Raw genomic sequence first — 13749 nt, 5'->3', positions numbered from 1 at the left:
GTTGCTCGGGGGTGCGTTTCGACCTCCTGATCTTCGTCTCTACGCCCCCAGGCGCGCCCGCACCTCCGCCTCCGCCGCCGCGATCGGGCTCGCCGCGGCCTCCTCGCGCAGGGCGTCGAGCCGCTCCCCCGCCTCGGGCCGGCTCCACTCCTGCGCGAACGCCCCGGACAGGATGTCGTCGTGCATGACGCGGCCGAAGCGCGCCGCCAGCTCGCCCTGACCCTCCAGCGACCGCAGCGCCCGGAGCTGCCCGTACTGCGAGGTCCGCGAGTGCAGCCCGAGCTGGCCGAACAGGCCGTCGCGGGCGACGTGCGCGAACACCTCGGCGGGCTCGGCGGACAGGTAGAGCTCGTTGAGCACGGCCTCCTCGCTGAACCCGGCCTCGATCGCGACCCGGTGCGCGGTGCGCACGACGTCGAGGATCGCCGGCCACACCGCCTGCTCGCTGAACAGGTCGAGCGCCGCCTCCTCCCGCGCGCTCGACACGATCGCTCCGCCGAGCGTCCCCCCGATCGCGCGGGCGACCGCGAGCGTCGTCTCCCACGCCCGGCCGGTGGCGTCGCGCTCGACCGAGACGAAGCACGGGAAGCCGTGGCGGTCGGCGTAGCGGTCGCGAACCGCCGCTCCGATCATGCGCGGCGCGACCATGACGACGTCGACGCCGTCGGGCACGTCGAGCAGACCGAAGTGCCAGTTGTAGCCGCTGGCGACGACCAGGGTGTCGCCCGCGCCCAGGCCGGGCGCGATCTCGGAGCGCACGAGGTCGGGCTGCACCTCGTCGGGCACCAGCAGCAGGACGATCTCGGCGGCCCGGGATGCCTCGGCGATCGGGCGCGGGTCGAAGCCCTCCTCCCGCGCGTGCTCGGCGTACGCGTCGTCCCGGTTGCCGACGACCGGCGCGTGCCCCGAGTCGCGCAGGTTCGCCGCCTGCGCCGCACCCTGGTTGCCGAAGCCGATCACGCCGACGGTGCGCCCGGCCAGGGCGGCGAGGTCCGCGGCGTCGATGCTGCGGTCCCGATGGATCTCTGCGTGTGCCATCACCCGAGCGTCGGTGCTCGATCGCTCGTGCGCTAGGCTCGTGACCGGTTCGCCCCCGTAGCTCAGGGGATAGAGCACCGCCCTCCGGAGGCGGTGGCGCAGGTTCGAATCCTGCCGGGGGCACCACGTCTGACCTGCGCGAACGCAACGGCTCGGCGTCCGCTCGATGGGCCGTGGGACGAGTGTGGGACGAACGCTTGACCCTTTCGTCCCAACGTCGTTTCGCAAGATGCAGGCCGATGCTGGCCCCAATGGCGTCGTTCTGACTCCCGGCGGATGCGAAGTCGAGGACACCCGCCCTGGTGAGCGCATCGATGTGCCTGTCGAGCAGATCGACGTCGTTGTCCCTCATGAGGGCCGGAAGGCCACCGTGACCGCCAGACAGCTCACCGACGTCGGCCTTCGGTGTCGTCGGGGCCATCGGAGGGCTGCGGTGTGGTGGCCCGGCGGGGCGTGACGGATCGCGAAACGGACTACGGACTACCGGGATGCGGAGCCGTCGACGGCACGCCACGCTCGACTGAAACCACGGACGTGCGCTCGTCCACTGTCAGGAGCTTCCCGCCATGAACCCGATCGCCCCGTCGCCGACCACCGCAGTCGGCGCGGGACAACGCCACTCGTTCAGCGGCGGGCGCGGTGAGGAGGTTCTCGCTGCGGCCTCCCGACGGCTCCGTCGTCTCGTCTCGTACGACTCCGCGGTCTGGTACGGGGTGGACCCGTTCTCCCTCATGCCCACGAGCCCCACCCGGATCGAGAACGCGGTGGCCGGCTACTGCGCGTGCTACTGGCGCTTCGAATTCCAGGTCGAAGACGTGATGCTCTTCCGAGACCTCGCACGATGCCCGTCGCCCGTGGCCTCACGCCGCTCGACGACCGACGACAACCCCGCCCGCAGCGCGCGCTTCCGCGAGCTCTTGGACCCGCTGGGCTACTCCGACGAGCTCCGGGCCGTGGTCCGGTTCGGGGACCACACCTGGGGGTTCATCGACCTCTTCCGCGATCGCGGCCGCCCGCCGTTCAGCCCGCGCGACCTCGCGAGGGTGGCCGGGATGGCCGGGACCCTCGGCAGCCAGCTCGCCGCCGTCGTGGCGCGGGGCCACGGTGTCGACGATGCCGCGCGCTCCTGGGGTCCCGGGGCCGCCTCGAGCTGGCGCCCCAGCGGAAGGCGGGCGGACAACGGCACCTGCGAGGTGTCCGGATGCGCGCCCGCGACATCCACCGCCAGCTCCCTGAGCGCGAGCGGGTTCCCTTGCGCTTCGGCCACGACCCGGCCCGCCACCGCCGCGTCGAGACGACCGGCGGTCGACCTCTCCACCAGTTCCCGGGCCGGACGCCCCTGCAGGCCACCCACCAGAAGCACCGGGAGGTCGTCGAGGATGTCCGCGGCAGCCGCCCCGTCCCGCACCCCCATCAGCAGGACCACCCGGTCAGCCTCAAGCCGACGACCGAGGAAGGCCAGAACCTCCAGGGTCTCCCGGTCCAACCACTGCGCGTCGTCGCACACCCACAGGACCGGCCGGTCGTTCGCGGCCTCCCCCACGAGCGTGAGCACGGCCAGCCCGATGAGGAAACGATCCGCACGCGCCCCCGAAGCCAGCCCGAAGGCGACCTCCAGAGCATCGCGTTGCGGTGGCGGCAGCACCTCCCGTTGAGGAAGCAGGTCGACCAGGAGGCGATGCAGGGCGGCGTAGCCCAGTTCCTGCTCGGCCTGGATCCCGACGACCCGGACCACACGGAAGCCCGCGCCGATTCCGCCCTCGACAGCGTGGTCGAGGATGGCGGTCTTGCCGATCCCGGGCTCCCCGCGCACCACCAGGACACCACTGAAACCTCCGCGGGCGGAGCCGAGGAGCCGATCCACGGTCAGGGTCTCCTCGGAGCGACCGAGCAGCTCCACGAGCTGACCGTAACGACTCCCGTGATCGCGGCTCTGCGTCTCTTGCCGACCGCTGCAAGGAGAGTCCGACGCCGTCAAGGGCTCGCCATAGCGGCCCGAATGGGAGTTCGAGCCTGCCCATCTTGCTGACTCGATGGCTGAGAGCTCGAAGCGCCACGTCCTCGCTGAGCGTGGGACGGCTCGGGGGACGAACCAGGGGTCGTCAGAAAGCCTCAGGGGTCAAGAGCGCGACCAGCCGATCCCCTCAGGGCCGGGCAGAACGCCTGCGATCACTCGGTTGCCCGGACTCCGGAGACTGCCGCTATCGGCTGGACCTCGTCTCAGTGACCTTCTCGGTGTGAACGAGCCTCGCCTTGCTTGCTGGTGTCACTTCGTCCTGCCGAACCCACCTTGACCTGCTGCTCGATGTCAGGTCGTGCGCCGGGCCCGGAGCACATGCTCTCGCCCGTCCTGCCTCGATGCTGCATGATCTTGAGCACGCAGGGGACGCGATCAGCGTCTGGCGTCGTCAGCCCGTTCGGTCGTTCAGTGGTGCATAGCGCCAGCAGGCGCTGCGTGCTCTCATGTCGTGTCGTCGGCGGCGTGACCCCAGCGGCGACTCCGGACGAACAGAACTCCGTCGCCGGCGCCGAAGCTCCGACGGACGGAGCTCCGTCGTCCGGCTGCGCTGTTGAACCGGACCTACGGCGTACCGGTGGTACACCGCCCAGTTCGGCCCCAGCTCACAGCCAGAGGCAACTCGCTTTCCCGGGATTGCTGTCCGCTGAAACTGCTCGAAGCTGGTTCGGACCGAGCATGGGACGAGGCGCCGCGTGCCGAGACGCGGGCCTATCTCCGGTCGGTGCGTGGACCGCCGCCGGCTCGGCGGATGCGCGCTTCCTCGACGAGCCAGTGGGCGACGTCGACGAGCTTCATGTTGGTGTCCTGCGACGAGCTGATCAGCATCTGGAAGGCCTCGTCGTCGTCGACGGTGAAGCGCTCCATGAGGATGCCCTTGGCCTGCCCGATCACGTCGCGGCTCTCGCGGGCCTTCCCCAGGTCGGTGGCGTGCTCGGCCCCGTGGAGCAGGGTGGCCGCCTGGATGCCGAACAGGCCACCGGTGAGCTCGGCGGAGGCGTCGAAGACGTCGGGGACGTGGCTGTAGAGGTTCAGCGCCGAGCGCCGCTTGCCCTGCAGGGACAACTGCACCGACATCAGCGAACGGAAGCCAGCCTGCACGCACCGGGGCGCGAAGAGCGGCCAGCGCTCCGCGTCGGCTCCGGCCAGGTCGTTGGCGGTCACGACACCGGCGATGGGCGGGTCGTCCGCGGCGGTGATACACGGGCCCTGCTCGAGCTCGGACTGGAGCTGGTCGAGCTCGTAGATTCGGCCGTCGGTCGCGTGGCTGGAGCGCACGGTGCCCTGCTCGGTGCGCGAGATGCCGCCGCCGGCCACCCCTGGAATGGTGGCCACCGCCGCGTGCATGAGCTTGGAGACCGTGGTCTCGAGATCGCGGATGCTGCGGTTCTCGGTGAGCTGCTCAGCAGCGCTCCGCAAGGACTTGACCAGCTGTTCATCGTGCGGGTCCTGCATGCTGCTGTCCCCTCCTCTCCCCCGTGGAAGGAATCGGCCGAGCCGACGAGGGCCCGCCGCAGTGGTCGGGCCGTCTGGTCGACCCGTCCCCAGCAACCGTACAAGCCCTGCGTTATCCGTCCAACAGACAGCGGGAGCGCGACCATTCGGTGTCGCGCATCGGCAACCCGCTACTCCGTGAGTCAGTTCCGCACGGCCGTCTCGGTTTCCGGCTTGATCTCGCTCGGCGATTGTTCAGCCTTCGCGGGCTGTCGATGCCGCAGCACGGCCGCGCTGCATTGCCTAGCGGCTCTGGCGGCTTCGATTACGGCATGAGTACGCCCGTGCCCTGCTCCCGACGAGGGACTGCACGCCCGCGGCGGTGAACAGCCGCCCGGCTGCCGCGTGCTGCTCGACGAAATCGAGTGCGTCGTACCTGGTGATGGGCGCCGCTCCGGCACGGCGACGTGGCGGGCCGGCCAGAAGCTGGAGGGTCGACTCCCGGTCCGACGTCTCCCCCTCCGGGATCAGGCCGCCAGGTCGGGCTTGAGCAGGACCTTGGTCCAGCCCTGGTCGCGGTCGTCGAAGTGCTGGTAGGCCTGCGGTGCCTGCGCCAGGGGCAGCCGGTGGGACACGATCCACGACGGCTGGGCCCGGTCGTGGTGGATCAGGTCGGCGAGCTCGCGGTTGTAGTTCTTCACGTTCGCCTGCCCGGTGCCCATCGACTGGCCCTTGAACCAGTAGGTCCCGAAGTCGAACGGGATCCGGCCCTGCGCGAGCAGCTCGTCGGATGCCCCGGGGTCCTGGGGCAGGAAGATTCCGACCACGCCGATCTTGCCGGTGGCCCGCACCGCGTTGACCAGCTGGTTCATCGTAGCGTTGGGTTCCTCGTCGCCCTGGGGGTCGTGGGCCTGGTAGCCCACGCACTCGCAGCCGCGCGCGGCGCCCTGCCCGTCGGTGAGGTCGAGCACCTGCTCGACCGGGTCGCCGGCGGAGTCGTCGATCGGGATCGCCCCGATCTGCTCGGCGAGCTTCAACCGGTCGGGCAGCCGGTCGATGACCATGACCTGGCTGGCGCCTTGGATCATCGCCGAGTACGCGGCCATGAGACCGACCGGTCCCGCGCCGGAGACGACCACGGACTCACCGGCGACCATCCCGGCCAGCCGGGTCGCGTGCCAGCCGGTGGGGAATATGTCGGCGAGCATGACGTAGTCGTCTTCCTTGTCGACGGCGTCCTCGGGCAGGACCAGGGCGTTGAAGTCGCCGAACGGCACGCGCAGGTACTCGGCCTGGCCGCCCTGGTAGGGGCCCATCCCGGCGAAGCCGTAGGCGCCGCCTGGGGTGTCGGAGTCCACGGTCAGACAGAACCCGGTGCGGCCCTTCTCGCAGTTCGCGCAGAACCCGCAGCCGATGTTGAAGGGCAGGCACACCCGGTCCCCGACCCGAACGCGCTCGACGCCGTCGCCGACCTCGACGACCTCGCCGAGGTTCTCGTGCCCGATGATCCGCCCCTGCTCCAGGTTGGTGCGGCCCTCGTACATGTGCAGGTCCGACCCGCAGATGTTGGTGGTCGTGATCCGTACCAGCACGTCGGTGGGGCGCTCGATCCGGGCGTCCTCGACGTCGCGGACGCCGACCTGCTTCGGACCGTCGTAGATCACTGCCTTCACGTCTTCTCCCCTCATCGACGCCGAGCCGGTTGGCTCGGCGGTGTCCTTGCCCGCCGCCTGCCGCCGGCGGGGTCGAGATTCCGTCCGCGTGTGATTGATGGAAGGGATGGGGCGGTCCAGCTTTCGGCTCACCAGCTCCGCGGGATGTGCGGGTCGCCCTCGCGGCAGGTGGGATATTCGCCGTCCCCGTCGAGCCACAGCGGCGTGGCCGGATCGGTGAGGTCGTCGAGATAGAGCGCGACGCCACACACCCGGCAGTGATCGTCTGCGGTGTCGGTCACCGTCTCACACCGTTGTGTCGTCGATTGCTCGCTGCGTCGCGGGTGGGCCCGCGCAGCTTCCCCGCCGCGAGGTCGATGCTGAGGTCTGTCGGTTGCTCGTGGGCCGATCCGGTGGCGGCTGCCTGCGCGAGGAGGTCCCGAGCGGTGCTCAGCGCGAGGTAGGCATCTTCGCGCCCGCTCGCCGCGAGGTGAGCGCACGCGGTCAGCACCGCCACCGCTGGGTCGGGCACCGCGCCGTCCTGCCCTTGTCTCGTCTTGACGTGGTGGGACAGGCTGGTCCGCAGCAGCGCCTCGAGTCGCCCGTCGCTGACTCCCGCCGCGACCTGATCGAGGTCGCCGAGCATGCGCAACGCGACCACGACCGCTGCCCCCAGCGGCGGTGGCGGTCCGGTCACGCCGTTGCCGTGGTTCCGCACGGAGGTCATGAGGCTGCCCGGCTCAAGGCGGACTCGCCGGAAATCGGGGATGACACGGCCTGGTCGAGGTGCGGATGGATGACGATGCAGCGGTCGAGCCCGCTGAGACACAGCAGTCGCCACACCGGACCTCGGTCCTCGGTGACCAGGCACAACTCCACCCCGCACGTCGCGGCGTGAGCCGTGAGATCGACGAGCACGCCGAGTCCCGTGGCGCCCAGGAACGTGACCGCGGACAGGTCGCACACCACCCGTCGGGGGCCGCGTCCGGCTGTCCCGGGTGGTCCGCTGGAGCTAGCGGTGAGCGGTACCGGAGGGTTTGGGGATCCCGCGATCGACGCCGATGCGCGCAACGTACGTCGCCACGCGATAGCGGTGAGCAGGTCGATCTCCCCGACCGCGCGAACCACCACCACTCCGGCGCGAGGCGTCATGACGGAGATGACCAGCGAGCCGTCGGCCAGCTCGTCTGGGGCAGGTCCCGGCCAGGGAACCATCCGGCCGCGGTCTGTCGTGGAAGGTGTTTCCTGAGAAGGCACGAGTTGAGACCAGCTCTCAGAGTGCGCGTCTCCGCGGAACGCACGCACTCCCGGAAGGCGTATCGAGCACAGGGAGAGCGACGAAAGACGACGGGACGCGCAGACGGGACATCATCCGGGGCTGCCAGGGGTCAACCGACCGTCCGTTTCAGCGTTGCACAACCGAATGGCTCGCCACAAGCACCCCGCGGCGACGCCCGAGGCGAGGCGGGCCCGACCTCGGCAGGGTCTCGGGATTGCATCGCCATGCCAGATGAGTTCGACTCGCCGGCGTGTCCGAGTACCGCGAAGCCGGGGCGAGCGCCGTCCGAAACCGGCCGCACCATCCGGAGCAGTTCTACCGGTCGGGGCCGACCCCGTTCTTCGCCGCGCAGGCTGATCAGCGGGTCAGCTTCGCGCTGTACGTCCCGCAGGTCCACGATGCCGCGCGGTCGCCGATGCCGCTGGTCGTCGTGGTGCACGGCACCGCGCGGACCGCGGAGCTCTACCGCAACGCGTGGTCCGGGTTCGCCGAGAGGCACGGGTGCGTAGTGCTGACCCCGCTCTTTCCCGCGGGCATCGGCGATCCGGAGGACCTGCACAACTTCAAGTTCCTCGCCTACGGCGACATCCGCTTCGACCGCCTCCTGCTCGACATCGTCGACGAGGTCGTGGCGCGGTTCCCGGTCGACGGCCGCCGGTTCCTGCTGCACGGCTTCTCCGGCGGCGGGCAGTTCACCCATCGGTTCCTCTACCTGCACCCCGAGCGCCTCGCCGCCGTGTCCATCGCCGCGCCGGGTCGGGTCACCATGATCGACCCAGATCAGCCGTGGTGGATCGGCACCGCGGACGTCGCCGATCGCTTCGGGCACGGGATCGACCTCGACGCCGTCCGGCGGGTCGCGGTGCAGATGGTGGTCGGCGAGGCGGACATCGAGACCTGGGAGATCAACAACCCGGGAGGGACCAACTGGATGCCGGGCGCCGACGCGGCCGGGACGACGCGGGTCGACCGGCTCCACGCCCTGCACCGCAACTTCGCCGTACACGGGATCGAGGCGCGGCTCGACGTCGTCCCCGGCGTCGGCCACCACGGGACGAAGCTGCAGCCGGCGGTCGAGGGCTTCTTCGCCGAGGTGCTCGCGACGCTCCCCCGAGCGAGCGCCTGATTCGGGCCGCGTGGCCCCCCGGTTCGCCGCGGACCGAGAGCGTCACACCCGGCCCGCGACCACGGTTCTCCGCGACAGGGCCCGGGTAGGAGACGTGGCGTGACCGAGCACCTCACGGGCATCGAGGCCCGGGACCGCGGCGTCACCGAGCTCTGCGCGGAGATCGCGCCCGCGGGCTATCGGGTGGTGATCACGCACGAGGCGGTCGCCCTCGAGGACCTCGGCGCGCGGCTAACCGACGACGGCCCGGTCGACGGGTCCGGCACGCCGCTGTGGATCTACGGGTCGTCGCTGCCTCGCGACCTGGTGCAGCGCACGACCAAGGTCCAGGTCCACGAACCCTTCGACCCCGACGAGACCCCCGCCTGGTTCGACCACCGGTTCCCGCGCTACGTCAGCGAGACCACGGTCCCGGGTCGGAGCTGCTTCTCGTCGACGTCGCTGGCCGGAGCCGCCGCCGCGCTGCTCGAGGAGTACCCCGGCGTGCGGTTCAAGGACCCGAACGGCGCCAGCGGGGTCGGGCAGTGGTCCCTGCGATCGACCGACGAGATCGAGTCCGTGCTGGCATCCGTGGCCGCCGACGCGCGGGCGAGCCGTGACCTCGAGCTGAACGACTACCTGGCCCACTTCGGCTTCGTTGTCGAGGCCGAGGTCGAGGACGTCGAGGCCTGGAGCGTCACGGTCACGAGGACACCGGACGGGTGCTACAGCTCCTTTGGCAGCCTCCGCGAGCTCTCGGTCGAGACAACCGACCAAGGTGTGATCCAGAACTACGGCGGAACCTCGATCGTCATGGTCCGGGGCGACCCCTGCGAGCTGGTCGTGCTGCCGTCCGGCGGCGTCGTCGCCCGCGATCCCGTCGCCGAGGACGTCCGGCTGGCCCCCACGCCCGGCATCATCAACGCCGCCCAGCGCTACATCGAGGGCATCCGGCTCTGGGAGGCCGACGGCGCGTTCGAGACCCGCGCCAACGTCGACGTCATCACTGGCACGGTCGCCCGGCGCGACGGCAGCCGCGAGGAGATCACCGCCGCGCTCGAGGAGTCGGGCCGGGTGGGCGGCGCCTCCCCCGCCGAGCTCCTGGCCATCCGTGAGCTCCGGAAGGATCCCGATCTTGCCTACGCGGTGCGCAGCAGCCGGCACAGCTTCGACGATGCCGCCCGCCGCTACGCCGACCACGCCCGGACCGTCGCCGGAAGCCACGTGTTCTGGGACGGCATCGACGCCGGGTTCGACGGCAAGTATGTCTTCATCGGCGCCTTCTGACCGGACGGCGGACGAGCTCCCCGTGGCGTCGGGTGATCGCCGCAGGTAGCGCGGAACAGGGGCGCCGACCGGCCCCCCGCACCCAGGCCCCGCCACCACCGTCCGGCGCTCTCGTGACTTGCCCTTGCACCCCCCGAAGGATCCGGCGGCGAACAGCAACGGCCATCCTCATTGTCCGCCCGCCCACCTGGTATGACGTGACCCACCTCCCGATCTCGACCGCATGGTGTCGGCCCGTCATGGGCACGTGGTCGTAGTCAATCGAAACGTGCACGACGGATTCAGCGCGTCGGATTCTGGTCCGCCGATGGAGCTTCCGGCAGGCGCAGCCACGGACCTCGACGACGACCTCGACCCCACGGGGTGTCCTCCTGATCCCCTCGGCCCCGGTGACCTCGAGCAAGTCGTCGGCATCGCAAGGACGGAGACATGTCCGTGGTGAACGCACGCGAGACCAGTACCGGAAGGCTGGCCCGCTGGGGCGTGGGTGTCTTCCCCGGCGACATCCCGCAGTACCGCAACCGGGTGGACGGACTTGGCCTCGACTCCGATGGGAAGCGGCTGATCCGCCTGTTTGTCGAGCCCCTGATGTGGGAGTGCCGCGCTCCACGCGAGTGGCCTGCTGACGCAGCGGCGCGCGCGTCGCTGAACGCCCGCCGCTGAACGGCTGTCGACGAGAGGGATCCTCGTGACCGATAACGCCCATCCCGGCCGCTGGCGCGCGCTCGCAGTTTGCATGGCCGCCAGCGTCATGATCTTCATCGACGTCAGCATCGTCAACGTCGCACTACCGTCCTTCCAGACCGGGCTCGGCGCGACCCCCGCGGACTTGGCGTGGATTGTCGCCGGGTACACGCTGACCTTCGGTATCGCGCTCGTCCCCGGCGGCCGCCTCGGTGACAGCCGAGGCCGCAAGAAGATGTTCGTCGCCGGCCTGCTGCTGTTCGCCGCGAGCAGCATCGCGGCGGGCCTGGCAACGACGCCGCTCTGGCTCGTGGTCGCCCGGCTGCTGCAGGGCGCCGCCGGCGGACTGCTGAACCCGCAGCTCCTCGGGCTGATCCAACAGATGTTCCCGCGCGACGAGCGCGGCACCGCATTCGGCGTGTTCGGGGCGGTCAACGCGTCGTCCACCGCTATCGGACCGCTGGTCGGCGGGCTGCTCATCGAGGCCGGCGGTCCCGAGCTGGGCTGGCGGCTCATCTTCCTGGTCAACCTGCCGTTCGCCCTGCTCGCGCTGGCGCTCGCGCCCCGCCTGCTGCCCGCCGATCCGTCCCGCGAGCAGCGCAATACCCAGGCCTCGCTGGATCCGCTCGGCGCGAGTCTGCTCGGCCTGTCCGTCGTCGGGATCCTGCTGCCCCTGGTGCTGGCCGACCGTGACCCCGCGGCGGCGCCCTGGTGGACGATCGCGCTCGGCGTGGCGCTCCTCGGCACGTTCGCGTGGTGGGAGCGGCGCTACTCCGCCCGCGGTGGCGACCCCTTGGCCAACGGCCGCGTCCTGCGCAGCCCCGGCTACGTGCTGGGCACCTCCCTGGGCACGCTCTACATGGCCGGCTCCACCGCCATCTTCTTCGTGCTCACCGTGTACTTCCAGCAGGGCCTGGGCTACACGGCCCTTCAGGCGGGGGCGGCGTCCCTGCCCTACGCGGTCGGCTCGGCGATCGCGGCCGCGATCGGCGGCCGGGTCGTCGGACGGTTCGGACGCCCACTGGTCGTGGCGGGGACCGTGGTCATGGCCGTCGGGATCGTCGCCACCCTCGTGATCGTGCGAGCGGAGACCGGGCCCGTGGTCGGGCTCCTCACCGCGGTGCCGCTGTTCCTGTCCGGGGTCGGCAGCGGCATGGTGATCACGCCGAACCAAGCACTGACCCTGCAGAACGTGCCCACCGACGAAGGCGGCACCGCGGCCGGCATGCAGCAGACCTCGCAACGCATAGGGTCCTCGATCGGCATCGCGCTGGTCTCCTCGGTGTTCTTCACCGTCCTGTCGCTTTCTGACCGGGACTTCGGCGGCGCTCTCAGCACGGGCCTGCTCGTCATCACCGGGTTCGTAGCCATCGCGTTCGCGCTCGGACTCACCGACGTCCTGCGCGGCCGCCGACACCGGCAGGACGAGCACGCCTACGCCGCTGCCACCCGCACCTACCACCACTGATGCCACCACTGACACGTCATCAGGGAGTCGAGCACGCCATGAAGACGGTGAGTGGAACGTCTTCTTGAGCAAGTCGATCGCCCGGTCCGGTCCTCCCGCGCGACGAATGTCCTGTGGGGTACGCCCCGTGGCGCTCGAACGTGTCGACGTTGGCGTGCTGAGCCTGCTCGCTGCTGGCGAGAGCCCACGGAGCCAGGCCTTCGGCCACCCCGTGTCCGACGCGTTCTCCTCGACGTCGGCGAACGCGGTCTGGTTCTACGGAAACGCTACCCCGGCCGCCCTTCGGTCAGCGGGCGGCGAGGCCAGCGCGCGGCTGCCACCCGAAGAGGCGACGCGCCTTGGCGATGCTGATCGCGCCGGCGTCCGGGCGCTCGAGATCACCGACCGGCGGTGCCGCATTGCCGTAGGCGCGAGCGACCAGGTCGGCGAGGAGCTCGCCGCGCAGGTTGTCCGGCTGGGCCGCGTAGACGACCTCGTGGCCCGGCGTATCCGCTGTCGCGGCCCGCAGCGCGAGGTCGCCGAGGTCGTCGGCGTCGACGAAGGTCCACTGGTTGAACGAGGGCGCGAGCTCCGCCTCGCGCGTCTGCTTGATGAACCCCGAGTACATGTCGCCGGTGGTGACCAGCGAGGGGCGGATCGACACCGCGGTGACGGGCACCGCGCTGTCCTGCCGGCGCACCAGCGCGTCGACCATCTGCTCTCCGAGCACCTTGGACAGCGCGTAGGCCTCCCGCGGTCGCAAGGGGTGGTCCTCGTCCACGGGCAGGTAGTCGGGCAGTAGCACCGGGTCGCCGGTCATGTATCCGGGCGCGGTCTCGCTCGACATGGCCACCAGCCGCGGCACGCCGACGGTGCGGACCGCCTCGATGACGTGGAACAGCGCCGGGACGTTCGTGTCGAAGACCGCGACCTCGGTGTCCTGGAACGGCTCGGGGATGCCAGCGGTGTGCACCACGGCGTCCGGTCGCACGCGGGCGAGAAGGTCGACCGTCTGCCCGTGGTCGGTCAGATCGGCCCGGATGTACGGCGGAGCCGACGGGTCGGTCGGGCCGTAGGCCGGCGGGGCCTGATCACTAGCTGTGACAGCGTGCCCCGCCTGCTGAGCGGCGTCGACGGTCGCGCGTCCGACCTTGCCGAGGGCCCCGGTCACCAAGAGTCTCATGTCCGGGGCGTTCCCGATGTCGGTCGTACACAACCGAGCGTCTCCGGGAGTGCCGGTCCGCTCAGGCTCGCCCCAGGACGGTGAGGACGGTCGACCGAATGCCCGCGGTGTCGGTGCGGCCGGAGAGGCGGAGGTCCTGTTCGTGGACGCTGGCGTCGACGACCATGCCGGTCTTCAGCGCGTCGGGGGCCGACGCGAACAGCTCGTCGGCCCGCTGCCGCGTCGCCTCCCACTCGGCGAGGACGTCGCCGATCGAGCGGTCGGCGCGCTCCCGCACGTGCTTGTCGGTCCAGGTGCCGGAGAAGTCGTCGTCAACGTCCCCGTTCTCGGCATCGGTGTCCACGCCGACCATGTGCGCCACGAGGTCCTTGGCCGTCCAGTCCGGGCACGCAGGCACGGCGACACCCATCCGCGCCTTACTCGTCAGCGACCAGCGCGACGACGCGGTCCTCTGCGGCGGTCCAGACGCTCTCGTGATTGGTCATGGTGCGGGGGCCGCCCGCCGCCTGGAGCCGTCATGCGTTCGGTGGCATGCGTTGCACCGCTCGCACTCGTGGTCGATCAGGTCGGCGAGGACATCCGTCATCGGTCGCTGCCTGTGGTCGGAATGGCGCCCGTGGACC

Annotated in this window: 13 protein-coding genes and 1 tRNA gene; 5 read left to right on the top strand and 9 right to left on the bottom strand. The window is 70.7% G+C overall.

What is annotated here, in order from left to right; all coding sequences use genetic code 11:
- Window positions 1-39: 39 nt before the first annotated feature.
- The gene (locus tag WCD58_RS24655; RefSeq protein WP_337705729.1) at window positions 40-1038 is read right to left on the bottom strand and encodes an NAD(P)-binding domain-containing protein; all 999 of its coding nucleotides are present in this window, start codon (window positions 1036-1038) and stop codon (window positions 40-42) included.
- 51 nt (window positions 1039-1089) lie between these two features.
- Here WCD58_RS24655 and WCD58_RS24650 point away from each other — a divergent pair.
- Window positions 1090-1164: transfer RNA gene (locus tag WCD58_RS24650), tRNA-Arg, on the top strand.
- 805 nt (window positions 1165-1969) lie between these two features.
- On the opposite strand, the gene WCD58_RS24645 is transcribed toward WCD58_RS24650, so the two are convergent.
- From WCD58_RS24645 to WCD58_RS33730, 6 genes are all read right to left on the bottom strand, one after another.
- The gene (locus WCD58_RS24645) at window positions 1970-2938 is read right to left on the bottom strand and encodes an ATP-binding protein (RefSeq protein ID WP_337705728.1); all 969 of its coding nucleotides are present in this window, start codon (window positions 2936-2938) and stop codon (window positions 1970-1972) included.
- Between the two features lie 828 nt (window positions 2939-3766).
- Window positions 3767-4510, bottom strand: a complete 744-nt coding sequence (locus tag WCD58_RS24640; protein WP_337705727.1) for an ANTAR domain-containing protein — start codon at window positions 4508-4510, stop codon at window positions 3767-3769.
- A gap of 506 nt (window positions 4511-5016) precedes the next feature.
- Window positions 5017-6162 (bottom strand): glutathione-independent formaldehyde dehydrogenase, encoded by a 1146-nt coding sequence (locus tag WCD58_RS24635; RefSeq protein ID WP_337705726.1) that lies wholly within the window; start codon window positions 6160-6162, stop codon window positions 5017-5019.
- 128 nt (window positions 6163-6290) lie between these two features.
- A complete protein-coding gene (locus tag WCD58_RS24630) occupies window positions 6291-6443 on the bottom strand; it encodes a hypothetical protein (protein WP_337705725.1) in 153 nt (50 codons plus the stop codon).
- Entirely contained in the window at window positions 6440-6868 is a 429-nt protein-coding gene (locus WCD58_RS24625) for a hypothetical protein (protein WP_337705724.1), read from the bottom strand. The genes WCD58_RS24630 and WCD58_RS24625 overlap by 4 nt, the downstream gene beginning before the upstream one ends.
- Window positions 6865-7293 carry an STAS domain-containing protein gene (locus tag WCD58_RS33730; protein WP_373696274.1) on the bottom strand — a complete coding sequence of 143 codons (429 nt, stop codon included), beginning with the start codon at window positions 7291-7293 and terminating at the stop codon, window positions 6865-6867. Before WCD58_RS33730 ends, WCD58_RS24625 begins: the two co-directional genes overlap by 4 nt.
- Window positions 7294-7670: 377 nt before the next feature.
- Here WCD58_RS33730 and WCD58_RS24620 point away from each other — a divergent pair, with 377 nt between their 5' ends.
- The 4 genes from WCD58_RS24620 (at window position 7671) to WCD58_RS24605 (ending at window position 11964) form a co-directional block, all read left to right on the top strand.
- On the top strand, window positions 7671-8546 hold the full coding sequence (locus tag WCD58_RS24620) for an alpha/beta hydrolase family protein (RefSeq protein ID WP_337705723.1): 876 nt from the start codon (window positions 7671-7673) through the stop codon (window positions 8544-8546).
- Window positions 8547-8645: 99 nt separating this feature from the next.
- Window positions 8646-9812: a DUF3182 family protein gene (locus WCD58_RS24615; protein WP_337705722.1), complete on the top strand. Its 1167-nt coding sequence runs from the start codon at window positions 8646-8648 to the stop codon at window positions 9810-9812.
- A 429-nt stretch (window positions 9813-10241) separates the two neighbouring features.
- Window positions 10242-10475 carry a hypothetical protein gene (locus WCD58_RS24610; protein WP_337705721.1) on the top strand — a complete coding sequence of 78 codons (234 nt, stop codon included), beginning with the start codon at window positions 10242-10244 and terminating at the stop codon, window positions 10473-10475.
- Window positions 10476-10500: 25 nt separating this feature from the next.
- On the top strand, window positions 10501-11964 hold the full coding sequence (locus WCD58_RS24605; RefSeq protein WP_337705720.1) for an MFS transporter: 1464 nt from the start codon (window positions 10501-10503) through the stop codon (window positions 11962-11964).
- Between the two features lie 286 nt (window positions 11965-12250).
- On the opposite strand, the gene WCD58_RS24600 is transcribed toward WCD58_RS24605, so the two are convergent.
- Window positions 12251-13114 (bottom strand): NAD-dependent epimerase/dehydratase family protein, encoded by an 864-nt coding sequence (locus WCD58_RS24600; protein ID WP_337705719.1) that lies wholly within the window; start codon window positions 13112-13114, stop codon window positions 12251-12253.
- 73 nt (window positions 13115-13187) lie between these two features.
- Window positions 13188-13535, bottom strand: coding sequence for a maleylpyruvate isomerase N-terminal domain-containing protein (locus WCD58_RS24595; RefSeq protein ID WP_337705718.1), 348 nt, complete (start codon window positions 13533-13535; stop codon window positions 13188-13190).
- Window positions 13536-13749 lie beyond the last annotated feature (214 nt).

Origin of the sequence: Actinomycetospora flava (assembly GCF_037400335.1) — a bacterium.
In the GTDB taxonomy this organism is placed as follows: Bacteria; Actinomycetota; Actinomycetes; order Mycobacteriales; family Pseudonocardiaceae; genus Actinomycetospora; species Actinomycetospora flava.
Note: the sequence above shows the minus strand (reverse complement) of the source record. Positions and strands in the feature narration are given on the sequence as shown.

Excerpts from the sequence above, each read along its gene's own strand:
- WCD58_RS24655 (WP_337705729.1), bottom strand. The coding sequence starts at position 1,038 with ATGGCACACGCAGAGATCCATCGGGACCGCAGCATCGACGCCGCGGAC.
- WCD58_RS24640 (WP_337705727.1), bottom strand. The coding sequence starts at position 4,510 with ATGCAGGACCCGCACGATGAACAGCTGGTCAAGTCCTTGCGGAGCGCT.
- WCD58_RS24625 (WP_337705724.1), bottom strand. The coding sequence starts at position 6,868 with ATGACCTCCGTGCGGAACCACGGCAACGGCGTGACCGGACCGCCACCG.
- WCD58_RS33730 (WP_373696274.1), bottom strand. The coding sequence starts at position 7,293 with ATGACGCCTCGCGCCGGAGTGGTGGTGGTTCGCGCGGTCGGGGAGATC.
- WCD58_RS24610 (WP_337705721.1), top strand. The coding sequence starts at position 10,242 with ATGTCCGTGGTGAACGCACGCGAGACCAGTACCGGAAGGCTGGCCCGC.
- WCD58_RS24595 (WP_337705718.1), bottom strand. The coding sequence starts at position 13,535 with ATGGGTGTCGCCGTGCCTGCGTGCCCGGACTGGACGGCCAAGGACCTC.